The sequence below is a fragment of the Clostridium sp. FP1 genome, from assembly GCF_011065975.2.
GTDB classification, from domain to species: domain Bacteria; phylum Bacillota; class Clostridia; order Clostridiales; family Clostridiaceae; genus Clostridium_AD; species Clostridium_AD tagluense.
Map to the genome: position 1 here is coordinate 3,590,259 of NZ_JAAMNJ020000001.1, position 25,162 is coordinate 3,615,420.

Annotated in this window: 20 protein-coding genes, 1 other RNA gene and 1 riboswitch; of the genes, 1 reads left to right on the forward strand and 20 read right to left on the reverse strand. The window is 32.0% G+C overall.

Annotated elements, in window-relative coordinates; genetic code table 11:
• Nucleotides 1–2: 2 nt before the first annotated feature.
• The 15 genes from purN to G9F70_RS17635 form a co-directional block, all read right to left on the reverse strand.
• Nucleotides 3–611 (reverse strand): phosphoribosylglycinamide formyltransferase, encoded by a 609-nt coding sequence (purN, locus tag G9F70_RS17570; protein ID WP_164944429.1) that lies wholly within the window; start codon nucleotides 609–611, stop codon nucleotides 3–5.
• Nucleotides 599–1,597: a phosphoribosylformylglycinamidine cyclo-ligase gene (gene purM, locus G9F70_RS17575; protein ID WP_164944430.1), complete on the reverse strand. Its 999-nt coding sequence runs from the start codon at nucleotides 1,595–1,597 to the stop codon at nucleotides 599–601. The genes purN and purM overlap by 13 nt, the downstream gene beginning before the upstream one ends.
• Nucleotides 1,598–1,606: 9 nt before the next feature.
• Nucleotides 1,607–3,040: an amidophosphoribosyltransferase gene (gene purF, locus G9F70_RS17580; RefSeq protein WP_224617650.1), complete on the reverse strand. Its 1,434-nt coding sequence runs from the start codon at nucleotides 3,038–3,040 to the stop codon at nucleotides 1,607–1,609.
• A 73-nt stretch (nucleotides 3,041–3,113) separates the two neighbouring features.
• Nucleotides 3,114–3,821 carry a phosphoribosylaminoimidazolesuccinocarboxamide synthase gene (gene purC, locus G9F70_RS17585; RefSeq protein ID WP_164944431.1) on the reverse strand — a complete coding sequence of 236 codons (708 nt, stop codon included), beginning with the start codon at nucleotides 3,819–3,821 and terminating at the stop codon, nucleotides 3,114–3,116.
• Between the two features lie 27 nt (nucleotides 3,822–3,848).
• Nucleotides 3,849–4,328 carry a 5-(carboxyamino)imidazole ribonucleotide mutase gene (gene purE, locus G9F70_RS17590; RefSeq protein WP_164944432.1) on the reverse strand — a complete coding sequence of 160 codons (480 nt, stop codon included), beginning with the start codon at nucleotides 4,326–4,328 and terminating at the stop codon, nucleotides 3,849–3,851.
• 309 nt (nucleotides 4,329–4,637) lie between these two features.
• Nucleotides 4,638–8,417 (reverse strand): phosphoribosylformylglycinamidine synthase, encoded by a 3,780-nt coding sequence (locus G9F70_RS17595; protein ID WP_164944433.1) that lies wholly within the window; start codon nucleotides 8,415–8,417, stop codon nucleotides 4,638–4,640.
• A gap of 225 nt (nucleotides 8,418–8,642) precedes the next feature.
• Nucleotides 8,643–9,986, reverse strand: coding sequence for an alanine/glycine:cation symporter family protein (locus tag G9F70_RS17600; protein ID WP_164944434.1), 1,344 nt, complete (start codon nucleotides 9,984–9,986; stop codon nucleotides 8,643–8,645).
• 122 nt (nucleotides 9,987–10,108) lie between these two features.
• Nucleotides 10,109–10,233, reverse strand: a riboswitch (glycine riboswitch).
• Between the two features lie 54 nt (nucleotides 10,234–10,287).
• A complete protein-coding gene (locus tag G9F70_RS27070) occupies nucleotides 10,288–10,410 on the reverse strand; it encodes a hypothetical protein (protein ID WP_263484335.1) in 123 nt (40 codons plus the stop codon).
• A 174-nt stretch (nucleotides 10,411–10,584) separates the two neighbouring features.
• An RNA gene (gene rnpB, locus G9F70_RS17605) (RNase P RNA component class A) lies at nucleotides 10,585–10,959 on the reverse strand.
• A gap of 49 nt (nucleotides 10,960–11,008) precedes the next feature.
• Nucleotides 11,009–11,824 (reverse strand): Nif3-like dinuclear metal center hexameric protein, encoded by an 816-nt coding sequence (locus G9F70_RS17610; protein WP_164944435.1) that lies wholly within the window; start codon nucleotides 11,822–11,824, stop codon nucleotides 11,009–11,011.
• Nucleotides 11,815–12,504 (reverse strand): tRNA (adenine(22)-N(1))-methyltransferase, encoded by a 690-nt coding sequence (locus G9F70_RS17615; protein ID WP_164944436.1) that lies wholly within the window; start codon nucleotides 12,502–12,504, stop codon nucleotides 11,815–11,817. Before G9F70_RS17615 ends, G9F70_RS17610 begins: the two co-directional genes overlap by 10 nt.
• An 11-nt stretch (nucleotides 12,505–12,515) precedes the next feature.
• Entirely contained in the window at nucleotides 12,516–13,403 is an 888-nt protein-coding gene (locus G9F70_RS17620) for a PH domain-containing protein (RefSeq protein ID WP_164944437.1), read from the reverse strand.
• Nucleotides 13,404–13,502: 99 nt separating this feature from the next.
• Nucleotides 13,503–14,597, reverse strand: coding sequence for an RNA polymerase sigma factor RpoD (rpoD, locus tag G9F70_RS17625; protein ID WP_164944438.1), 1,095 nt, complete (start codon nucleotides 14,595–14,597; stop codon nucleotides 13,503–13,505).
• A gap of 22 nt (nucleotides 14,598–14,619) precedes the next feature.
• Nucleotides 14,620–16,389 (reverse strand): DNA primase, encoded by a 1,770-nt coding sequence (gene dnaG / locus G9F70_RS17630; protein ID WP_164944439.1) that lies wholly within the window; start codon nucleotides 16,387–16,389, stop codon nucleotides 14,620–14,622.
• Nucleotides 16,390–16,658: 269 nt separating this feature from the next.
• A complete protein-coding gene (locus G9F70_RS17635) occupies nucleotides 16,659–17,777 on the reverse strand; it encodes a deoxyguanosinetriphosphate triphosphohydrolase (RefSeq protein ID WP_164944440.1) in 1,119 nt (372 codons plus the stop codon).
• A gap of 177 nt (nucleotides 17,778–17,954) precedes the next feature.
• Between G9F70_RS17635 and G9F70_RS17640 the strand changes: the two genes are divergently transcribed.
• Complete coding sequence (locus tag G9F70_RS17640) at nucleotides 17,955–19,022, forward strand: CotS family spore coat protein (RefSeq protein ID WP_164944441.1); 1,068 nt, start codon at nucleotides 17,955–17,957, stop codon at nucleotides 19,020–19,022.
• Nucleotides 19,023–19,100: 78 nt separating this feature from the next.
• On the opposite strand, the gene ppdK is transcribed toward G9F70_RS17640, so the two are convergent.
• The 5 genes from ppdK to era all read right to left on the reverse strand — a co-directional run bounded on the left by ppdK (nucleotide 19,101) and on the right by era (nucleotide 25,121).
• Nucleotides 19,101–21,737 (reverse strand): pyruvate, phosphate dikinase, encoded by a 2,637-nt coding sequence (ppdK, locus tag G9F70_RS17645; RefSeq protein WP_164944442.1) that lies wholly within the window; start codon nucleotides 21,735–21,737, stop codon nucleotides 19,101–19,103.
• A 96-nt stretch (nucleotides 21,738–21,833) separates the two neighbouring features.
• The gene (locus tag G9F70_RS17650) at nucleotides 21,834–22,466 is read right to left on the reverse strand and encodes a helix-turn-helix transcriptional regulator (protein ID WP_374197408.1); all 633 of its coding nucleotides are present in this window, start codon (nucleotides 22,464–22,466) and stop codon (nucleotides 21,834–21,836) included.
• Between the two features lie 368 nt (nucleotides 22,467–22,834).
• On the reverse strand, nucleotides 22,835–23,434 hold the full coding sequence (locus tag G9F70_RS17655) for a DUF4342 domain-containing protein (RefSeq protein ID WP_164944444.1): 600 nt from the start codon (nucleotides 23,432–23,434) through the stop codon (nucleotides 22,835–22,837).
• Nucleotides 23,435–23,478: 44 nt separating this feature from the next.
• Nucleotides 23,479–24,228 (reverse strand): DNA repair protein RecO, encoded by a 750-nt coding sequence (recO, locus tag G9F70_RS17660; protein ID WP_164944583.1) that lies wholly within the window; start codon nucleotides 24,226–24,228, stop codon nucleotides 23,479–23,481.
• Nucleotides 24,229–24,239: 11 nt separating this feature from the next.
• The gene (era, locus tag G9F70_RS17665; RefSeq protein ID WP_164944445.1) at nucleotides 24,240–25,121 is read right to left on the reverse strand and encodes a GTPase Era; all 882 of its coding nucleotides are present in this window, start codon (nucleotides 25,119–25,121) and stop codon (nucleotides 24,240–24,242) included.
• Nucleotides 25,122–25,162: the final 41 nt, after the last annotated feature.

Here is a 25,162-nt window from a genome sequence, read left to right on the forward strand (position 1 = left end):
ATTTAAATACCTATTACTTTTCTTCCAACAATTTTTATAGTTTTCTCACTTATATATTTAATAGCCTCTGAAAGCGCAATATGTTCTTGCTCTAAAACCCTTTTCTGCAAATCAATAGCTGTATCTTTATCATAAACTTGTACGACTTTTTGAATTATAATTGGTCCTGAGTCTGTACCTGCATCTACGAAATGAACGCTACATCCTGAAACTTTAACACCGTATTCTATTGCTTTTTCATGAACTTTTATTCCATACATTCCAGGTCCACAAAAACATGGGATTAGGGCCGGATGAATATTAATTATTTTATTTTTAAATTTTTCAAGAACATCCCCTTGAAGTATAGATAAAAATCCAGCCAGCACTATTAAATCTACATTATCATCTAAAATTTTTAATATTTCATCCGAAAGCTTTGTACCATATTCTTTTTTATCTACTACATAGGTTTTTATATTTTTAGCTTTTGCTCTTTCTATGCCATATACATCTTTCTTATCACTAATCACCGCTTCTATGGAGCAATTTAAATATCCACTTTCTATATTATCAATTATAGCTTGAAGATTGCTTCCGCTTCCTGATAATAATAGGGCTATTTTAAGCAAACTCCGCCACCTCCAGCTTCAACGTGGCCAATTTTATATGCTCTATCTCCTAAATCCTCAATGGTCTTTATAACCTTAAGTGCATCACTATTTTCAACACATAATACATAGCCTATTCCCATATTATACGTATTAAACATATGCTGCTCAGTTACTCCAAGGGAAATAAGATGTTTGAAGATATCTGGAGTGTTAAAACTATTTTTATCTACCACCGCTGTGAACTTATCGCTAAACATTCTCGGTATATTTTCATAAAAACCACCACCAGTTATATGTGCCATACCCTTTATATCAAATTTTTCTATAAGATTTAGTACAGTTTTCACATAAATTTTTGTTGGAGTCAAAAGAGTATTACCGATCTTATCTCCCTTAAAATCAATATTTAAATCCGGTATTAATTTTCTAACTAAGGAGTATCCATTGCTATGAAGACCTGTTGACTCAATTCCTATAAGTGAATAACCATCTTTAATAGCGCAGCCGTCAATAATCTTATGCTTATCCACTATACCTACAGTAAATCCTGCCATATCATATTCACCATCTCTATAGAACCCTGGCATTTCAGCAGTTTCACCGCCTATAAGTGCGCATCCAGCTTGAATACATCCAAGGGATACACCCCGTACAAGCTCTGCTGCTGTTTCAGCCTCGAGTTTTCCACAAGCTATATAGTCTAAAAAGAAAAGTGGCTTTGCACCATGGCAAAGGACATCATTTACACACATGGCAACGCAATCAATTCCTACAGTGCCATAGTTTTTCATTCTAAATGCAATATCAAGTTTAGTACCTACTCCATCAGTTCCAGACACTAAAATAGGATTTTTATAGCCCTCACCTATTTCAAACATACCAGCAAAACTTCCTAAATGATTTAAAACACCTTTTGTAAAAGTACTTGCCGCAAATTCTTTTATTAATTTTACTGACTTGTATCCTTCTTCAATATTAACACCTGCATCTTTATAAGTTATCATGAATATCCCCTACCTTTCTAATCTTTCTTTGTCATTTTCAAAGGGAGCAGAAACTGGATATCTCCCCTTAAAACACCCTAAGCAAAATTCAGTATGACCTAAGGATTTGAGTAGTCCCTCTATGCTTAAATATCCTAAACTATCGGCACCTATATCTTGCCTTATTTCCTCAACAGAGACATTAGCTCCAATTAAATCTTTTCTATAGGGTGTATCTATTCCAAAATAACAAGGATATTTTACTACTGGTGAACAAACCCTAAAATGAACTTCTTTTGCTCCAGCTTTTTTTAATATTTCAACTAATCTTTTGCTAGTTGTTCCGCGAACTATTGAATCATCTATGAGAATAACTCTTTTACCTTCTACATTTATTTTTAATGCATTTAGTTTTACTGACACCGCTCTTTCACGAATTTCTTGAGTTGGACTTATAAAGGTTCTACCCACATATCTGTTTTTTATAAGACCCATTCCAAAAGGTATTCCAGAAATCTTAGAATATCCAATTGCAGCCGCCATACCTGAATCTGGAACCCCTATAACCATATCGGCGTCCACTGGTGATTCTTTAAATAACTGTTCTCCAGCCATAACTCTGGAAGTGTACACATTAATTCCATCAATGGTACTGTCTGGTCTTGCAAAATATATATATTCAAATGAACAAGTTGCATTTTTAGTTTTTTCTGCGAAGTTTATTGATGTAAGTCCATTTTCATCTATTATAACTATCTCACCAGGCTTTACATCTCTTAAAAAGTCTGCACCTACTGCATCTAGAGCGCAACTTTCCGATGCAATAACATAACTATTGCCTATTGTCCCTATACAAAGAGGTCGTATACCATTTTGATCTCTAACCCCTATTAACTTTTCCTTTGTAAGCATTACTATTGCATAGGAACCCTTAATAGCCTGTATTGCATCCACTACGGCTTTTTCAACACCTTTTTTGGCACCTCTAGCAATTAAGTTTAATATAACTTCTGAATCTATAGATGTTTGAAACAGGTGACCAGCATCCTCTAGTAGTTCTCTAATAACATCTGCATTTACTAAATTTCCATTATGAGCTATAGCTATGTCCCCTAGTTTAAACTTACTCAGTAGTGGCTGTGCATTTTTTAATTCACTGCCTCCGGTTGTGGAATATCTAACGTGTCCAATGGCAGCATGACCCTTCATAGCTTTAATTTGCTTTTCATTAAAAACATCACATACAAGACCCATAGCCTTTTCACAAACAAGGTTAACTCCATCAGAATATACTATTCCAGCACTTTCTTCTCCCCGATGCTGCAGGGCATAAAGACCATAGTAAGTTAGAGATGCTACATCTAAGTCTTTATCCGGTGAAAAAATACCAAACACACCGCACTCTTCTTTAAACTTATCTTCATCATTAATTGTTACATTATTTAATTCTACAATTCCATTCAAAGAAATCCCTCCTTGTTATTGTTTTTCTAGCCTTTGGATATAGTCAGCTTTTTTTATGTTTCAGACATATATTTTATTTATCACTAATTCTATTTAATATTTCCACATAGGCCTCGGTAACATTACCTAAATCTCTTCTAAATCTATCTTTATCTAATTTTTCTCCTGTTTTAACATCCCAGAATCTGCAAGTATCTGGTGATATCTCATCTGCCAAAAGTATTTCTCCATTAAATCTTCCAAATTCTAATTTAAAATCTATTAAATTTATATCTTTTTCAAGGAAAATAGCCTTTAGAATATCATTTATTTCTGAAGCTAAATGGTATATCTCTAATAATTCTTCAAAAGTTGCAAGCCCCATAGCTACTGCATGATAATCATTTATAAGTGGATCACCTAATTCATCATTTTTATAACTTAATTCAAATACTGTTGTTTTTAGTTTTGTGCCTTCTTCTATTCCATATCTTTTAGCCATGCTACCAGCTGCTACATTTCTTACAATTACTTCAAGAGGTATTATTTCAACCCTTTTACAAAGTTGTTCCCTGTCACTTAATTTTTTGATAAAATGAGTTCTTATACCTTTTTTCTCTAACAATTCGAATAACGCAGTAGTTATGCTATTATTTAAAATTCCCTTGTTCTGAATTTCAGCCTTTTTAATTCCATTAAAAGCAGTTGCATCATCTTTATAATATACTCTAATCTCATCTTTATTATCTGTACTATAAATTATTTTAGCTTTTCCCTCATATAACAATACTGAATCTCCCATTAATAACCACTCCTTAATATTTTTATTTTAAAATTCAATGTTTTCTTCATTTTCTGCTATAAATTTTTCTTTCATTTCTTTTCTATATATTATTAATTTATTTTTAAGTTCTATGTCTTTAAGTGATAAAATTTGAACTGCCAGCATTCCAGCGTTATAGCTATTGTTAATACCCACTGTAGCAACAGGAATAGCTTTTGGCATTTGCACAATTGAAAGTAGTGAGTCTATCCCCTCTATAGCAGCCTTAATTGGCACTCCAATCACCGGCAATACCGTATGTGAAGCAATTACTCCTGGAAGATGTGCAGCAAGACCTGCTCCTGCTATAATGCATTCTACGCCTCTATTTTCCATTTCTTTTATTACTTTTACTAATCTTTCTGGTACTCTGTGAGCTGATAAAATATGTACTTCGTACTCAACCTTAAATTCTTTAAGTACTATTACTGCATTTTTCATTACCTCTTTATCTGATTTGCTTCCAAAAACAATTCCTACACTCATCTTTTTACCTCCGATTGTACTAAAGTAATCCCTTTTTATAATTTCCAATAAAAAAAGGACTATACCATAAAAAAACTAATTTATATTTTTATATTAACATCTATTTTCGGCTTAGTCAATATATTAATGTTTATTTTAATAATATTGTTCGTATTTATATCTACATATATACATTTAAACACTTATATAATATTTATTGTTCGTGTTTTTAATGTTTTTTCTTGTTTTTTATATTCTAAATTACAAAAAATTCAAAAGCAGTAAGTATAAATTTGCTATACTTACTGCTTTTTTTATAAATTTTAGGTTCTATTTAAAATAATTTACTCCTGCCTCGAATATTTTTTGATCCTTTTCACCAATAATATTTTTTCCGATATTTGAGCCTACTCTTTCAGAGTGACCCATTTTGCCAAAAATTCTTCCATCTAAACTAGTAATTCCTTCAATAGCGTACATTGACCCATTTGGATTAAAGTCTATATCAAAACTTGGGTTGCCTTCAAAATCTACGTATTGAGTTGCTACTTGGCCGCTCTCAAATAGTTTTTTAATAACCTGGTCGCTCCCTACAAATCTACCTTCTCCATGAGATACTGGAATGGTATGAATATCTCCAATTTTCAAATGACTTAGCCAAGGAGACATGTTTGAAACTACTTTAGTTTTCACCATACGAGATATATGTCTACCAATTTCATTGTAGGTTAAGGTCGGGCTATTTTCAGTTATAGACCCTATTTTCCCATAAGGTAATAGGCCAAGTTTTATTAAAGCTTGAAATCCGTTGCATATTCCAAGAATTAATCCATCTCTATTTTCTAATAACTCATGTATGCTTTCACTTATTATAGGATTTCTAAAAAATGTGGCCATAAATTTACCAGCCCCATCTGGTTCATCACCAGCACTAAATCCTCCTGGAAGCATAACTATTTGGGAATTTCTTATCTTTTCTGCCATGACTTTTATAGATTCTTCAATATTCCTAGATGATAAATTGTTTACTACCATTATTTCTACCTGCGCCCCAGCTCTCTCGAAAGCCTTCATAGAATCATATTCACAATTAGTGCCAGGAAACACGGGAATTATAACTCTAGGCTTTGCAATTTTAATTATAGCTCGTGATTTAGGTTTTAAATTTACTCCGATTTTGTCACTAAAACTATTTATTTTTGCATTATTTACTTTTGTAGTAAATACACTCTCCAGCGTACCTTCCCAATTGCATAATGCTTCCTCTAAACTAATAGTTTCTGAAAGCACCGTAATAACTGGCTCCTTTTGAGTATTTCCAAGTACTACAATATTTGCATTGTCTTTAATTAGCTCCTGAAGTACGCAATTATCAATTTCCATTACTATACTGCCATAATCCTCTTTGAATATCTGCTCTACCTGAATACCTCTTTCAAATTTAAATCCTATTTTATTACCAAAACACATTTTTGATATTGCCTCTGCTAGGCCTCCAGTTCCTACTGCATAAGTTGATAAAACCTTACCATTATTTATTAATTTCTTTACTAATTTATAGTTTTGCCCAAGCTTTTCAAAATCAGGTAATCCATCGCCGCAAATATTTGCATAAATTAAAACTACCTGACTATCATGCTTTTTAAACTCTGGAGATATAACCTTGTCTGTATTTACAAGGTCCACCGCAAAAGATACCAAGGTTGGTGGTACATTCATATCATTAAAAGTACCTGACATGCTATCTTTTCCACCAATAGCAGCTATACCAAATTGTTTTTGCACATGATACGCTCCAAGCAGTGCTGAAAATGGTTTACCCCATTTTTGTGGATCCTTTGACAATTTTTCAAAATACTCTTGGAAGGTAAGTTTAACATTTGCATAATCTGCACCATTTGCTACTACCTTTGTTACAGAATCTATTACCGCATAGGCAGCTCCGTGAAAAGGACTCCATTTAGATAATTTAGGATTATATCCATAGGACATTATTGTACCAGTATTTGTATTTCCAATAAGGACAGGCAATTTTGCTACCATAGCCTGAATTGGTGTTTTCTGAAACTTGCCACCAAAAGGCATTAAAATTGTTCCTGCTCCTATAGTGCTATCAAATCTCTCAACTAAACCCTTTTGGCTACAAACGTTAAGGTCTTGTAATGTATCATTCCATAATTTTTTTATTGATTTTTCGGAATTTCTTTTTATATCTTTCGAAAAATAATATTCACTTTCACTTGGTGCTGATACTTTTACGTCTGAACACTGCTTAACTCCATTTGTATCTAAAAAGCTTCTACTTACATCAACTATAGTTTTTCCCTTCCATAGCATTTTAAGCCTGTTGTCATCAGTTATTTGCGCTACTTCCACAGCTTCCAAATTTTCCTCTTCTGAAAGTTTTATAAATAGCCCAGCATCCTGGCGTCTAACAACAACAGCCATACGTTCTTGTGATTCTGATATGGCAAGTTCTGTACCATCTAGACCATGGTATTTCTTTGGCACAGCATCTAAATTAATTATAAGTGCATCCGCCAGTTCCCCTATAGCTACAGACACTCCACCTGCACCGAAATCATTACACCTTTTTATAAGTTTTGTAACTTTAGGATTTCTAAATAGTCTTTGAATTTTTCTCTCTGTAGGTGCATTCCCCTTTTGAACTTCTGCTCCTGAAGTTTGTAATGAACTATCACTATGCTGCTTAGATGAGCCTGTAGCTCCCCCACATCCATCTCGGCCTGTTTTTCCACCAAGAAGTATAACGCTATCCCCAGCTATTGGCGTCTCACGAACCACATTTTCATAAGGCACTGCTCCAATAACCGCCCCTACTTCCATTCTTTTAGCCACAAAGTCTTCATCATAGACCTCGGAAACTAGTCCTGTGGCAAGTCCTATTTGATTTCCATAAGAACTATATCCATGAGCAGCTTCAAGGGTTATTTTTCTTTGAGGGAGCTTTCCTTTTATGGTATCTGAAATCAGGCTTCTTGGGTCACCGCAGCCTGTAACACGCATTGCCTGATATACATAACTCCTACCTGATAATGGATCTCTTATGGCCCCACCAAGACAGGTGGCTGCCCCTCCAAAAGGTTCTATTTCAGTGGGGTGATTATGGGTTTCATTTTTAAACATTACAAGCCACTTTTCCTTAACTCCCTCAATGTCCGCTTCTACAATTATACTGCAGGCATTGATTTCGTCTGAGACATCTAAGTCCTGTAACTTTCCTTTTTTTCTTAACTCTTTCATGCCAATAACTGCCATATCCATCAATGTGACATCTCTACCTTTGTCCCCATAAACAAACTCTCTAGTATCTAAATATTCCTCGTAAGCCTTTTTAATTGGCTCTGAATATTTCCCCTCTTCTATATAAATATCCTCAATCACAGTATTAAAGGTAGTATGCCTACAGTGATCTGACCAATAGGTATCTATAACTTTTATCTCCGTTATGGTTGGGTCTCTCTTTTCAGTTTCCCTAAAGTATTCTCTGCAGTATTTTAAATCTTCAAAGCTCATAGCAAGACCCTTATCATTTAAAAATTCTCTTAAGTCCACCTCATTCATATCAATAAAGGATTCTACCGTAGCTACTTCCTCTGGTTCATCAAAAATTTGCTGTAAATCACTTTGCTTTTCTAAACCTGTTTCTCTAGAGTCTACAGCATTTATACAATATTCTTTAATCTCATCTATTTCACTTTTAGTAATATTACCCTTTAATATTATAACTTTTGCTGTTTTAACTATAGGTTTATCCTTTTGAGTTAAGATTTGTATACACTCCGCAGCAGAATCTGCCCTTTGATCATATTGTCCTGGCAAATATTCAATAGCAAATACGCTTTCTCCGCTTTCAATATTTAGCTCTTCATCATAAACCTCATCTACTGTAGGTTCTGAAAATATTGTATTTCTTGACTTTTGATACTGATTTTCTGATATTCCCATAATATCATATCTATTAATTAATCTAAGCCCTGTAAGGTTCGCTATACCTAGATTTATCACTATATCCCTTAATAATCTTTCACCTTCAACATTATAGTTCGTTTTTTTCTCTACATATAACCTATATATCTTATTTTCCATGATTAATACCTCCAAAATGTAAATTTATACGAATATTAAACATTAAATATCTTTTATAATTCGTTATAGTTATAGTATAGTATATTTTCTCTAATTATAAAAGCTTATTTTACTATAATTCCATACTTTTCTGATTTTAATGCCTTTTATAATATAAATATAATGCAAAAACAGGATGGCACAAATATGCCATCCTGTTTTATTCTAAAAAATATATTACTAAATTTAGTTTTTCTTTTCAAAATCATCTTCGTAATTTTTCAATGTCTTTTTAACTAACGCTGAAAGTCCTAACAATGCAATTAGATTTGGTATAACCATTAATCCATTGAAAGTATCTGCTAGTTCCCAAACTAGGTCAACCTTTAATGCTGCACCTAATACTATAAATACAAGAACTAAACATCTATATAATGTTAATGCTTTTTTCCCAAATAAGTATTTAACATTGGCTTCTCCAAAGAAATACCAAGCTACTATTGTAGAAAAAGCAAAGAAGAATAATGCTATAGCTACAAATGGACCACCAATACTTCCCATTCCATTAACAAAAGCTTTTTGAGTTAAAGCTATACCAGTAGTTTTTCCATCCATTGCCCCAGTAGTTAATATAACCATTGCAGTTAATGTTAAAATTATAAAGGTATCAATAAATACACATACTATTGCAACAAGGCCCTGCTGAGCTGGATGAGCAACCTTTGCAAGTGCGTGTGCATGTGGTGTTGATCCCATTCCCGCTTCATTAGAGAATAATCCTCTTGCAATACCGTATCTCATAGCTTCTTTTACTCCTACTCCAATTAAACCACCAGTAGCAGCTTGAGGGTTAAAAGCTCCTACAAAAATCATTTTAAATGCTGGTCCTAAATTAGCAATATTCATTATAATGATTATTACGCTTCCCAATATATAAAACAAAGCCATAAATGGAACTACTTTTTCAGTAAAGGCTGCAATACGGCCTACTCCCCCAATAAAAATCATACCAGCTAAGGCTGCAACTATAATGCCCATGATAATTCGAACATTAGTATTTGAGCTTATTGCTGCACTTATTGAATTAGATTGTACCATATTACCTATAAATCCCAAGGCAATTATTATAGTTACTGAAAAAAATGCTGCTAGCTTTTTGCTTCCAAGACCTTTACTAATATAATAAGCAGGTCCTCCTGTCATCTCGCCGTCAACTTTTTCTTTATATTTTTGAGCAAGCACCGCTTCTGCAAAAATAGTTGCCATTCCAAAGAAAGCACTTAGCCACATCCAAAATATTGCCCCTGGTCCTCCTGATACTATAGCCGTTGCAGCCCCTGCTAAATTTCCTGTTCCTACTTGAGCCGCTATTGAAGTTGTCATGGCTTGAAAGGATGACATTCCGTCCTCTCCTGCTTTATGCCCAAATTTAACTCCACCAAAAGTCTGTTTAAATGCATCTTTAAATCTTCTGACTTGGACAAATTTTAGAGTTACTGTAAAGTAAATTCCAGTACCACATAATAAAAATATTAATACATACCCCCACAAAACACCGTTAATGTCTTTAATAATTGATAACAAGTCCATAAATACACGCCCCTTCTAGTTATTTAATTTTTGCATAAAAAAAATTATACCAATTAATATACTGTGAGACTATTATACTTTTAAAGCACACTAAAATAGAGATCAAAATAAAATGACCTTTTGCAAATAACCCTGTCCTTTTACCTGAGAGCTTCACTATTCCAGCACTCAATCACATAGAATATGTAATTAAATAAGGTTTAGCTTTCTCCTTCGGTGCTATAAAAGTCTCTCCAGAGGTTTGTCCAATATTAGTACTTTTCCAAATGGATACCTGAAAGCTTAACTTCTTCGGTGGATGTTATGGATTAAGCTTTAATTGTTGAATTGCTTTTAAACTTAATTTCTTATACATCTCTCTCCTAATATTTTCATCCAAAATTATTAATTTGTAATCATTTACACTACTATACCATATTTTCATCTTTATTTCATTTATTTTACAAAATAATTTAAATTTCTCTTTTTTTTTAATTTATAACATATATATATACAACTGTATATACATTATTCTACATATTTAAATTTAATATATTTTAAAATTACACTTTTCTATACAATAAAAAAAACACCCACTATAAAGTGAATGTTTTCTATTGGTACGATTAAGCCTATAAGCCGAGTTCTGTATTAGACAATCATCTATCTAGGCCTATTGTTACCAATAAGCTCAAGCGATACACCCGAGAACGAGACGGGCAGTCTCATGATGTTCTCCTATTCGATCTTGCTCCAGGTGGGGTTTACATAGCCGCAAAGTCGCCATTGCGCTGGTGAGCTCTTACCTCGCCTTTCCATCCTTGCTAGTATATTCAAATATTTAGCAAGCTAAACTACTAGAATACCTTTAGCGGTATATCTCTGTTGCACTTTCCTTAAAGTCGCCTTCACTGGGAGTTACCCAGCACCCTTGCCCTATGGAGCTCGGACTTTCCTCTCCGCAATACTGCGCAGCGATTGTCTGACTTACTCGCAAAATAATAATACCATAATACTCGCTTAAATGCAAATGGTATTTTATACTACATAGTTTTATATGGATCCTGGGATATTTGAGAAACTATAACCTCATTATCATACCCATCTTGTATCAATTGTTTTTTAAGTTTTTCTCCAAATATTTGTAGAGGTATCCACTCTGTTGCAAAATGTCCAGCATCAATTAAAGCTATATGTTCCTCTTTTAAATCGCAAGCACCGTGATACTTAGTATCCCCTGTAATAATGCAATCTGCACCTAATTTTATACTATCATAAAAAAAGTCTTCTCCACTGCCATTTATAATAGCAATAGTTTTAATTAAATCATTATGATGGCCTACATATCTTATAGCTTCCGCTTTAAATGTTTTCTTTACATTTTCACATAATTTCCCCAGCATAATAGGTTCATCTAAGCAAACTAATCTACCAATTCCAGAATGACCTTCAGAGCAATTATAATTTTTTGATGGCTGAATAATCTTGTATTTATTAAACCCTAAAATCTCAGTGGCAATATCATTTAACCCACCGCATGCAGAATCTAAATTTGTATGACTAGCATACACATTTATCCCATTACTGATTAGCTCAATAATTTTTCTACCTACCAAAGTATCCCTGGTAATAGTTTTAGGTTTAACAAAAAGAAGAGGATGATGGATCAATATAAAATTGCATCCACTATCCACAGCTTCTGAAATTACATCTATTGTACAATCTAATGCAATTAAAATTTTCGTAACCGTTGCATCACTGTCCCCAACCATGAGTCCTACATTATCATAATCCTCTTTTAGTGTAGCCGGGGCATACTTTTCCATAATATCTTCAATAGTTCTTACTTTTAAAAGCATTTTAAAAACCCCTTAAGTCTTTTTATAACGTGATAAAGCTCCATCTTCCTATTTTTAGATAAAATTGTATCATCATTTAAACTATCATATACTTTTGAATATTTTTGCATCTTATACTCTATAAAACTTTGCATTACTGTGTTTTTTTTATCTAATAATATTTTACTTATCTCATAATAGATACTATCCAAAATTATAGGTTTAGTATCATATTTCACCTTAATAATTTCATAAAATTTACCATCATCATTGCAAATTTCTTCATCAAGGATATTATATCCTGCTATATACAAATACTCTCTCAAAACCTCAGCATTCTGAACCGGCTGAAGTATCATATATTTAAATTGTTTAACCAGATCTAAGTCAGCTTCTAATATATCTCTTATTAAATTACCACCCATTCCTGCAATAATAGCTATCTGGGCCTCACCATTATTAACTGTAGATAATCCACTTCCTAGTCTACAACTAATTTGCGCACTTAGATTATTAAGAGTAATATTATTTTTGGCCTTCTCAACAGGACCTTTATTTATATCAGAGGCAATGGCACTTTTTATTACACCATTTTTCACTAAATAGATAGGAACATACCCATGGTCCGTTCCTACATCAATAACACTATCGCATTTTTCTATCATATTTACAATTGCTTTTAATCTTATGCTAAGATCCATATTTTTCATCCTTATCTAAAGTTAATTAATATTTTAAACTGTATAATTAAAAATATCATTGATATAATCAGTGACATATAAATAAATTTATATGCTGATTTTCTATCATATTTCGCACTAAAATAGCTTGCATAATACATACAAAATAGTAATGCCATATTTAATACCCCGTAAATCATCTGGGTAAACGCAAATTGTTTACCTGTTCCCATTTTTATTGGGTTGAAGTTTGCATCGAAGTTTAAAGGCATAGTATTAGGTATCATATGCTTTAAATATAATATAAATGGATTCAGGGTTAAAATTAACGTTAGTGCACTTACTACCATTAAAGGTAAAATGAAATGCCTGTCTTTATGAAGATTATAACTGTTATTCACCTTATATTTCCATTCTACTCTACTTACATTGTGATATGCTAGTGCTTTTTCAAATTTTTCATAATCTACAGGAGATATTGCATAATTCATATGCTCTGTTTTCAAATAAAAAATTTTTTTATTATTTGTAACAAACATTCTAGATATCCCAATTTTATCAATTACAAATCTGCCCATAGCAAAGTTACTTATGGCTATACCATTAAGCTTAATCCCTTTAATTATACCACTTGACATAGTATATCCTTCAATTTGATTTAATGGTAAAATTATTTTTTTTAATGACCCAATAGCATATATGCCAATATTTTGGTCATCAATAGTGCATTTAAGTGATGAGTAAAGTAGCATATAGTATACTTGATATATATTACATGACACTAATATAAGCTTTAACAGGCTAGCTACAATATATGAATCCGTAAATTTTAATAATATTAAGATCAATATATTATATAATGCAGTGATAAGCACCATAAGCCAGAGCCCGCGTCCTCCTTTAGATATATAACTATCCATTAAATCACCTTCTTAAGCTACATTATACCATATTCAAATCCACCTTGTAAATGTTTATCCATAATTTTACACAGAGAAAAAACACCTTAAGTAAGGTGTTTAATCTAAATAATCTTTTAGTTTTTTGCTTCTACTTGGGTGTCTTAATTTACGTAGTGCTTTAGCTTCAATTTGCCTTATTCTCTCGCGAGTTACATTGAATTCTTTACCAACTTCCTCAAGAGTCCTTGCGCGTCCATCATCTAATCCAAATCTTAATCTTAAAACTTTTTCTTCTCTAGGGGTCAATGTATCTAAAACGTTGATTAATTGCTCTTTAAGCATTGTAAATGCAGCAGCTTCTGCTGGTGCTAGTGCATCATCATCAGGAATAAAATCACCTAAATGACTATCTTCTTCTTCACCTATAGGAGTCTCAAGTGATACTGGTTCTTGTGCAATTTTCATTATTTCCCTAACTTTTGCCACGGGCATTTCCATTTTTTCAGCAACTTCATCCGGTTGAGGTTCACGTCCAAGTTCTTGAAGGAGTTGCCTTGAAACCCTAATAAGCTTATTTATAGTTTCAACCATATGCACAGGTATCCTTATTGTTCTTGCTTGATCTGCTATTGCACGAGTTATTGCCTGCCTAATCCACCAAGTAGCATAAGTACTAAATTTAAAGCCTTTTCTATAGTCATATTTTTCTACAGCTTTTATTAGTCCTAAATTACCTTCTTGAATAAGATCTAGGAATAGCATTCCACGTCCAACATACCTTTTAGCTATACTAACAACTAATCTTAAATTAGCTTCTGCTAGTCTTTTCTTAGCAACCAGATCTCCTTCTTCATTTCTTTTAGCAAGTTCAATTTCTTCAGCTGATGACAGTAATGAAACTTTTCCAATTTCTTTTAAATACATCCTAACAGGGTCATCTATAGATATACCTTCTGGTATACTAACATCAAGCTCTTCAGCTTCTGGTTCACTTTCGGCTTGAGCACCAGTACTAGGTGCCACTTCATTCATATCCCCAACAACATCTATTTCCATTGATTCTAAAACTTCATAAACCTTTTCTATTTGTTCTGGGCTTAAATCTACTTCATAAAGTTCATCCATTACTTCTTTATAAGTTAAAGATCCTTTTTTTCTACCTTTTTCAATAAGTTTGTTGACTAAAGTCATTTTTGAGCTTTTATCCTTCATCATATTACCTCCTTCCTAAATATTATAATTGTTTTATATCTTTTTGAACGTCTATAAGTTTCTGGGCAAGTTTTATAGATTCTTCTAGTAAGCCTTTTGATTCATATTTTTTGATTTTATCCATAATTTCTTTTTTCGACTCCTCTAACTTGAATTTTTTCAATTGTTTTATGCAATCATTTATAAGTCTTTTATGATGCTCTTCATCGTCATCAAACTCAATTTCCATAGTATTTATCCATTCTTTTGTACATTCTATATCATTACATCTAAATTCGATGTTTTTAATTTTTTCATCTATTGTTAAATTTTTATATTCAGCAATTAATTTATATATGGTTTTATGACTTTCAAGTACTAATTGATCTATGGACATGATTTCTGTAATATAATCACAATTTTCAACTTTTATAAACATGAATTTCAATAAATTTCTTTCAGCCTTAATATAAGCTGGTTCTAAATATAATTTTTGTCCAAAATCCTGTTGTATATTCATTTTCTGCGTTTTTTTTGAATTTTTGTTGATTTCGTCTCTTAATAAGTCATATATTGCTTGTTCCTTGATGCCTGTTCCTTCAGAAACCTTTTTTATATGAACATCTTTTTCAACAGGGTCTAAATCTACAATAATTTCAGTAACCTTTTTTACATACTGTATTAGCATTTCACTATTCGAAAAATTTATTCCGTCACTTGCTCTTTTAATCCTATAATCTATTATAGGAAGAGCATCATCTACTAATTTCTGAAAAGCCTGCTGTCCATTGTTTTTTATATATTCATCTGGATCCTTACCCTTTGGCACTATTAGCACTCTCAAATCAAAGCCTTCATTTCTTAATATTTCTAGTCCTTTCAAAGTTGCTGCTTGACCTGCAAAATCAGCATCATATGAAATAATGACTTTGTCTACATATTTTTTCAATAATTTTGCTTGATTAATAGTAAGTGCCGTACCAAGGGATGCAACAACATTTGAAAACCCATATTGATGAAGCGAAATACAATCCATATATCCCTCTACAATTATTATTGTTCGAGATTTATTATTTTTGATTACAAAATTCAATCCATAAAGATGATACCCTTTATGAAATAATGTGGTCTCAGGTGAATTTAAATACTTAGGTTTTGAATCGTCTAAAACCCTTCCACCAAATCCAATGACCTTCCCTTTATAGTCAAATACAGGAAACATAATCCGATTTCTAAATCTGTCATAATATGAACCTTTAGGACTTTTAATAATTAATCCTATATTAAGTAAATCTAGCTCAGAATAACCTTTCTTTTTTAGGTATAATAACAAGCCATCCCATTTATCAAAGGAAAAACCTAAACCAAATTTTTTCATAGTAGTTTCAGTGATTCCTCGGTTTACGAAATATGCTTCTGCTTTTTTATCCTTTCTTAAATTGTCATAAAAAAACCTAGCCGCTTCTACATTAATATTGTACATTTTGTTATACATGTTTTTTTGTACATTATTTTCGTCACTTTCTAGTTCTATACTAATATTTGCCCTTTCAGCCAGAAGCTTTGTAGCTTCAGGAAAAGTTACATTCCTGTCCTTCATAATATAACTAATTACATTCCCAGCTTCGCCGCATCCAAAACATTTATAAATTTGCTTTTCTTGAGACACAGTGAAAGAAGGACTCTTTTCATTATGAAAAGGACAAAGGCCAATGTAATTTCTTCCAGTTCTTTTAAGTTTAACACTTTCAGATATTACATCCACAATATCATTTTGTTCCTTTATTTTTCGGATGACATCTTCAGCAATCAATAGATTATTACCACCTTACTTATATAAATTCACAACGTATTTTTATTCGACAAAAAACTGTATTATCCTTCTTTAAATCCACTTTTTTTAATAATAATTATTCTTGTATATTATATATTCTTTATAAATTACAAATTTCCTTCATTATTTTTATATTTTTATTTTTTTCTTTTTAATCTCAAAGTTAGTTCATTTTTCTGAAAACAGTTATTAATTATTTTTATATTTTAATAAATTACAACTTTAGGAAGATAAATATCGTTAAATCATCACCTGCGGTGCTGCAATATTAACGACTTCAGAAGGAGATTTAGACTCCCACTGGAGTTTTCTTTTTGTTGTAGTATGTGACCCCCACTTATAGAAGTGGGAGACTTTCCTTCTGAAATGTCGTTAAAAAGCATTAAACAATAATCATCACTCATACCAGAAATATAATCTGCTACTCCTATATCTAATCCTTCTTCTTGAACTATGCGCTTATAAAAATTCGGCATTTCCCCTGGGTTGTTATAGTAATATGCAAAAACCTGTTTTACAACAAATTGAGCTTTTTGCCTTTCTTCCTTTAGTATTTCGCCTTTGTATATATTTTGAAACATAAAATTTCTTAACCCACCCAATGCACCTGAAACAACTTCACTAAGTGATACCTCTATCTTATCCTTATTTATGTTATTTAATGTATTATAAATACAATCTTTAACTAAGGTATCTATTCGCTTGCCATGATTTGTGCCTAAAACTTCCATTGCAGACCCTGGTAACATTGATTCTTTTAGTAATCCTGCTCTTATGGAATCATCTATGTCATGATTAACATATGCAATTTTGTCGCTATACCTAACTACCTGCCCTTCTAATGTTTCTGCTTTCCCAATTTTGGAAGATAGTCCACTATGATTTAAAATTCCATCTAATACTTCTGCACTCAAATTAAGTCCAGCACCTAATTTTTCAATTTTTGTTAGAACTCTAATGCTATTTTCACTATGCCTAAATCCTCCTGGCAAAATATCATTAAGTACCTCTTCACCATTATGAGCAAAGGGTACATGCCCTATATCATGACCTAATGCTATAGCTTCTATTAAATCTTCATTTAAACCTATACCTTTACCTATAGTTTTAGCTATTTGCGCAACTTCTAGGGTATGTGTAAGTCTTGTCCTATAATGATCACTACTAGCCTTTATATATACTTGAGTTTTGTGCTGCAGTCTCCTAAATGCTTTACTATGTATTATCCTATCTCGATCTACCATATAACAAGTTCTTACATCATCTAGATCTTCTGATATTTTTCGGCCCTCTGAGTTTATGGATAATGCCCCGCAGGAAATAATGGTATTACCTTCATTAGTTTCTATCCTTTTGCGAATGTTCATAAATTCCCTCCTAAAATTAAATCATCTCCTGGGTCGCTGGATTATTTATGTTATTTTTTTAGATACCTTACTTAGTATTCTACAAATTAAATTAATTACCCTTTTTTAATATTAAACGTATATTATTAAAATTTTATTAATATTCTAATAATGTAATAATTTTTTAGGAGTGTTAAGATGCCTTCCACGGCTAAAAACATAAATAACATAGATTTATTATCTGAAGAAAATGTAAAAAAACACATCCTACCTCAATACAACTTAACTAATGCTGATATATCACAAATTAAATTTAAAGATACTGATAAACAAAGAGCTGTATATAAAGTGCAATACTTAGAAGAATGCTATTGTTTAAAAAAAGTTTATTATTCTGTAAAAGATTTATTATTTGTGTATTCCGCTATAGAATGGTTATATAGAAATAATATCAATGTACCTCGAATACTTAAAACAAAGAGCAATAGCAGATTTATAAACTATAATAGCATGCTATTTATACTTACACCTTGGGTTGATGGCATTAAATGTGACTACGATAATATAGATCATGTCCTCGCGTGTAGTACCAATCTCGCAAATATGCATAAAGTGAGTGTAAACTTTACACCTATATGCGGCAGTAACATAAAGGAGGGCTATAGTACTTTGGGCACTTCCATATATAAGCACTATGAAAGCCTTCTTAATTTCTCCAATTTAGCTTATAAATATGATGATACTTTTTCTAAGTTATACCTCCAGCATTTTGACTCGAGTATCAAGCTAGCTAAGTGTTCTACAAACATTGCTTATGATATGAACCAGAATAATCTTACAAAATCATTATGTCATCTTGATTATGTTAATAAAAATATTATTTTTGATTGTAATAATGAAATATGGGTAATTGATTTTGATAAATGTAGAAATGATTATTGTGCCCATGATATTTCCTATTGTTTAAGGCGACTTTTAAAAAGAGATAGTACAAAATGGGATTTAGAACTAGCAATAAGCTTTTTAGAATTATATGATAAAATTCTACCTTTAAGCTTGGATGATTATAAATATATTCTTGTTTATTTGGCCTTCCCCCAAAGGTATTGGAAAATATCAAGAGATTATTATGGAAATATTAATAAATGTAATAAAAAAGCCTTCTCAAATCTACTAAATAATTCAACTAACAAAAATGAATATCAATTAGATTTTGTTTTCGGCTTTAAATCTTATATTGAAAATAAATTCAAAACAATTTTATAATGTAGTCATAAGTAAAAAGCCACTGCAAAGCAGCGGCTTTTTGGGGATTAATCTATTAAGTACATCTTTGTGAAAATACTATTTTTTTCTTGGATTATTTACTTCTGCTTGAGCAGCTGCAAGTCTTGCAACTGGAACTCTGAATGGTGAGCATGATACATAATCAAGTCCTACATTGTGACAGAATTCAACAGAAGATGGATCTCCACCGTGTTCTCCGCATATTCCAAGTTTTATATTAGGTCTTGCTTTTCGTCCAAGTTCAACAGCCATTTTAATAAGTTTGCCCACGCCTACTTGATCTAATTTTTGGAATGGATCAAATTCATAAACTTTCTTTTCATAGTAGTGTTTTAAAAAAGTTGCTGCATCATCTCTTGAGAATCCAAAAGTCATTTGTGTTAAATCATTTGTTCCAAATGAGAAGAATTCTGCTTCTTTTGCTACTTCATCAGCGGTAAGAGCTGCTCTTGGTATTTCAATCATTGTGCCAACCATATACTTTAAATCACTGCCTTTTTCAGCTATGATTTGATCAGCTATTCTTACTACTATATCTTTAACATATTTTAATTCTTTAACTTCTCCAATTAGAGGAATCATTATTTCTGGAACAATATTGTATCCTTTTCTAGTCTTAACATCTATAGCAGCTTCAATAACCGCTCTAGTTTGCATTTCAGCTATTTCTGGATATGATACTGCAAGTCTGCATCCTCTATGTCCCATCATTGGATTGAACTCATGTAATGATTCAACAGTAGCTTTTAGCTCATCAAAAGTTATTCCCATATCTATTGCGAGTTCCTTTATATCTTGATCATCATGTGGTAAGAATTCATGTAGTGGTGGATCTAAGAATCTAATTGTAGCTGGTCTTTGCGCAAGTTCTTCATAGATTCCTATAAAGTCTTGTCTTTGCATTGGTAATAATTTTTCAAGTGCCACTCTTCTTTTTGCTTCATCTTTAGCAACAATCATTTCTCTAATACCCATTATTCTATCAGCATCAAAGAACATATGCTCTGTTCTACATAATCCAATACCTTCAGCTCCATATTTAACTGCTTGTGCAGTGTCTTTTGGAGTATCTGCATTAGTTCTAACTTTTAAGCTTCTTATCTCATCAACCCAGCCCATAAATGTTTCAAAGTAACCGCTTATTTCAGGCTCAACTGTTTTAATTAATCCAGCATATACATTTCCTGTACTTCCATCCATTGAAATAAAGTCGCCTTCATTATATGTTATTTCACCAATTTTAAAGTTTTTCTCTTTTTCGTTAACTTTTATATCTCCACACCCAGCAACACAACAAGTTCCCATTCCTCTTGCAACAACCGCAGCATGAGAAGTCATTCCACCTCTTACTGTTAATATACCTTCAGACGCAATCATGCCTTCAATATCTTCTGGTGAAGTTTCAAGCCTAACAAGCACAACTTTTTCTCCAGCTTCATGCCTTGTTTTTGCATCTTCTGCAGTAAAGCAAACCTTTCCACATGCAGCTCCAGGAGATGCTGGAAGACCTTTAGCTATTACTTTAGAGTTCTTTAATTCTTCTATATCAAAGTTAGGATGAAGTAATGTATCTAGTTGTTTTGGGTCAACCTTCATCATAGCTTGCTCTTTTGTTAACATTCCATCTTCAACTAGTTCCACAGCAATTTTGAGTGCTGCTTGCGCTGTTCTTTTGCCGTTTCTTGTTTGAAGGAAGTATAATTTTCCATCCTCAATTGTAAATTCCATATCTTGCATATCTTTGTAGTGAGTTTCAAGAGTGTTAACAATTGCCATAAACTCGCTATATACTTTTGGCATATCTTTATGAAGTTGTGATATATCTTGTGGTGTTCTTATTCCTGCAACAACGTCTTCACCTTGTGCATTCATTAAGTACTCAGCATATATCCCCTTTTCTCCAGTAGATGGGTTTCTTGAGAATGCAACACCCGTTCCTGATGTATCTCCTTTGTTACCAAATACCATTTCTTGAACGCTTACTGCTGTTCCCCAACTTCCAGGAATGTCATTTAATCTTCTATATACATTAGCACGAGGATTATCCCATGATCTAAATACTGCAGTAATAGACTCTATTAATTGACTTGTTGGGTCACTTGGGAATTCCGCGCCTTTATCTTCTTTATAGAATTCTTTAAATTGCACAACTAATTTTTTTAAATCATTAGCATCCAGTTCAGTATCGAATTTTACGCCTTTTGCTTCTTTCATATTATCCATAATGTTTTCAAAGTTTCTTTTTTCAACCCCCATAACAACGTCAGCAAACATTTGGATAAATCTTCTGTATGAATCATAAGCAAATCTTGGGTTATTCGTTAACTTTGCCATAACTTCTACTGTTTCATCATTTAATCCAAGGTTTAAAATTGTATCCATCATACCAGGCATTGATGCTCTTGCTCCAGATCTAACTGATACAAGTAATGGATTTTCTAAACTTCCAAACTTCTTTCCTGTAATTTTTTCAAGATCAGCCATTTTAGAATGTATTTCACTAACAATTTCAGATGCGATTAATTGACCATCTTCATAATATTTATTACAAGCTTCAGTAGTTACTGTGAATCCCTGTGGTACTGGAATTCCAAGAGTAGTCATCTCTGCAAGGTTTGCACCTTTTCCCCCTAAAAGATTTTTCATTGAAGCATTACCTTCACTAAAAAGATAAACATATTTTTTATTTTCCATTCCAAACAACCCCTTCGATTATAAATTATATATGATAATGGGTATAAGGTGTCCAACGTAGAACAAACAGTACCCAATTTCACTCACTTTAATCATTTAGCCATTTTCGCCCATTTTTACAAATAATCTTGTAATATTGGTTTTGGATATTTTACCAATAATTTGAAATATTTCTTTCCCACTTTCAAATTTTCTTTCTACCACAGGCAGACTGTCTACTTCGTGTTCTATAATCTTTTGTGCGGCTAAATAAATACTATCTTCTTTTTCAACAAGCACTATATTTGGCATTCTAGTCATTATAATTCCTACAGGTACTTTATGAATATCTGTACCACCCATAGCCATTTTAAGAAAGTCTTTTCTTGATACTGCTCCTACTAAATTGCCATTATTATGTATAAATAAAGTACCGACATCATTCAAAAACAAATGTAGTATTGCATCATAAACCATTGTTTCTTCTGTTGTCATTATAGGTTTTGACATTATATCTTTAACTTTAATATTTCTTATATAATCATAAACTAAACTATAAGAGGGTTTTTTTGAATAAATATACCCTACCTTAGGCCTTGCATCTAAAATGCCTGTCATTGTCAGTATTGCCAAATCTGGCCTTAGCGCAGCCCTAGTTACTCCTAGCTTATTTGCTAAACGTTCACTGGTAATAGGTGGATTTTCTTTAACTAATCTTATAATCTCTTCTTGTCTTGGTGTTAGTTTAATTTTTCCCACCCTCTTTCCATTTTAATTTACTAAACATGATATATAATTTATATGCAATCGTTTATACTTCCAATATTGGAAATATAAACGATTGCATATAATACTATTATGCTAGAATTTTACATACCATTTTTAACATTGTACCACATTTTAATATATAATGTAGGGTTTTTTTAATGATTTTTTGTTTAAAACCATAAAATATTCCTATATTATTAATTTTCCATTAATAGTGTTTAGATAAAGTTATACAAATAGTCAAATTCCCCTTCCGTAAAGCCATCAATTGTAAATTGCTGGCTTTACGGAAGGGGAATTCCTATTGGTAGAGTTCTAAAAGATGAAAATTTAAAATAAAACCATTGTTTTTATTCTTTTTCTTCCTCTTCTTCTTTTTCCTCATCAAACTTTACAGTGTATTGGTATACATTTTCATCACTACCATCTTTACTACTTTTGGCAAAAGTATCTTTTGTGTCATTGAATTTTTCTTTTACATCAAAACTCATATCGCTCATTCTACTTTTTACGTCTTCAACTGTATTTTTAATAATAGTATTAACTACTTCTACAGTGCCATCTACTTTAGTTATCTCAATAGTAACCTTTGTGAGTACTGCTGTTAGTAATCCAAGACCAATTAGCGTAGGATTAAATAATCCTACTAAGCCCGCTGCAATGCCAGCATTAACAGGTATGTCCATAACTACATTTTCATCTTTTTTTACTTTTATCCTGGATACATTTCCTTTTCGTACAATATCTTTCATAGCTACTACAAATTCATCCTTGGTGGAGTACATTTCTTCCATGTTAAATTTAGAATTTCTTTTTTGTTTTGCTTCAATATAAATGAGCGCATTAACTACATCACTATCACATTCTTCTAAAGCTTCCTTAGCTTCAGTATATGATACTCCTGTTCGCTCTTTGATGATGTCAATCTTTTCAAGTGTAATTTCTGACATTAAAATCATCCTCCTTATAATTTTTCCTAGGTAAAAATACTTTACTAATTGTTAGATTCCCTCAAATAATCAAACATTTCTAGGCTCTTTGGTTTTCGTGTATAATTCTGGGAAATTATAAAAGATAGAATTTTATATAGCTCAAGTTTGGATGCCTTAGAAACAACTATTCTATTAATTTTATCCATACCAAAATTATTTAAGAATTTTAATGTATTATATGTAGGGTTTGAAATATATATACTATTTACCTTTTCACAATCTTTACAAATAGGACCATAGGATTGTAAATCAATATTATTAGATATTGTTATTTTTTTTCTACATCTAACACATTGTTCAAAATTTAATCCATAACCTGTTGCCTTTAAAAGTTTTGTTTCAAAAGCTCTTGCTAGAACTTCTATATCCATAACGTCATTTTTTATAAAATAGAAAGCACTAACAAAATCTTTAAAAAGTTCACTATTAACCTCTTCATTTTCCATGGCAATATCAATTAATTCATTAAAATATGAGGCATAAGTAATTGTTGTAAGATCCCTTAATAATTGCTGAAAAGAGTCTATAATTGTAACTTCATTTATTGTATATAAATTTTTCCCTTTGAAAAGTATAAATTCCCCATAAGAGCAAGGTAGAGTGGATGATACATATTTACTTTTATTTTTTCTGGCTCCCTTTGCTATGGCTGTTATTTTACCAAATTCTTCAGTAAAAAGCCAAACTAGCTTATCAGATTCTTTAAATTCTTGAGTTTTTATGACAATAGCTCTAGTTTTTAAAATTGACAGAAAATCATCCCCTACTTATACCCTAATTCCTTTAAAACACTTGAAGTATCTCTCCACTCTTTCTTTACCTTTACCCATAATCTTAAGTTTACTTTTTCACCTAAAAATTTCATTACATCTTGTCTTGCATAAGTAGAAATTTGCTTAAGTGTTTTTCCACCTTTTCCAATAATTATCCCCTTGTGCGAATCTTTTTCACACAGCAAGTTAGCTTCAATATGATACATATTCCTTGCATCTCGCTTCATGGAAATGATCTCTATTGCTATTCCATGAGGTACTTCTTGGGATAATAGCTTCAAAGCCTTTTCTCTTATTATTTCAGTGATAATAAATCTTTCTTGTTGGTCTGTAATCATATCCTCTGGGTAATATAATGGTCCCTCTGGGATATTTTCAGCTACAAGTTTAGTAACTATATCAACATTTTTACCTTTTATAGCTGCCATAGGTATTATTTCTTTAAAATTAAAATACTCCGAATAACTCTGAATAGTTTTAGCTACCCTCTCTTGGGTGTTCTCGTCAATTTTATTGACTAATAAAAATACTGGAATTTTACCGTCTTTTAGTTGTTCGAGAATATGCATATCACCTTTGTCAATTTCATCCCCTGGTGTAGTTATAAATAATATCACATCTACTTCACTTGTAGATTGTTGTGCTACTTTAACCATATATTCTCCTAGTTTATGCCTAGGTTTATGCATTCCTGGAGTATCTACAAATATTATTTGAGAATCTTTAGTTGTTAAAATGGTTTGTATATTATTTCTTGTAGTCTGAGGTCTATTAGACACAATTGATAATTTTTCCCCCATAATGTAATTTATTAATGTAGATTTACCTACATTAGGCCTTCCGATAATAGTTACGAATCCCGATTTAAACATATATCCTCCTTCTGGTTATCTTAAGTAAATAGTATAATTTC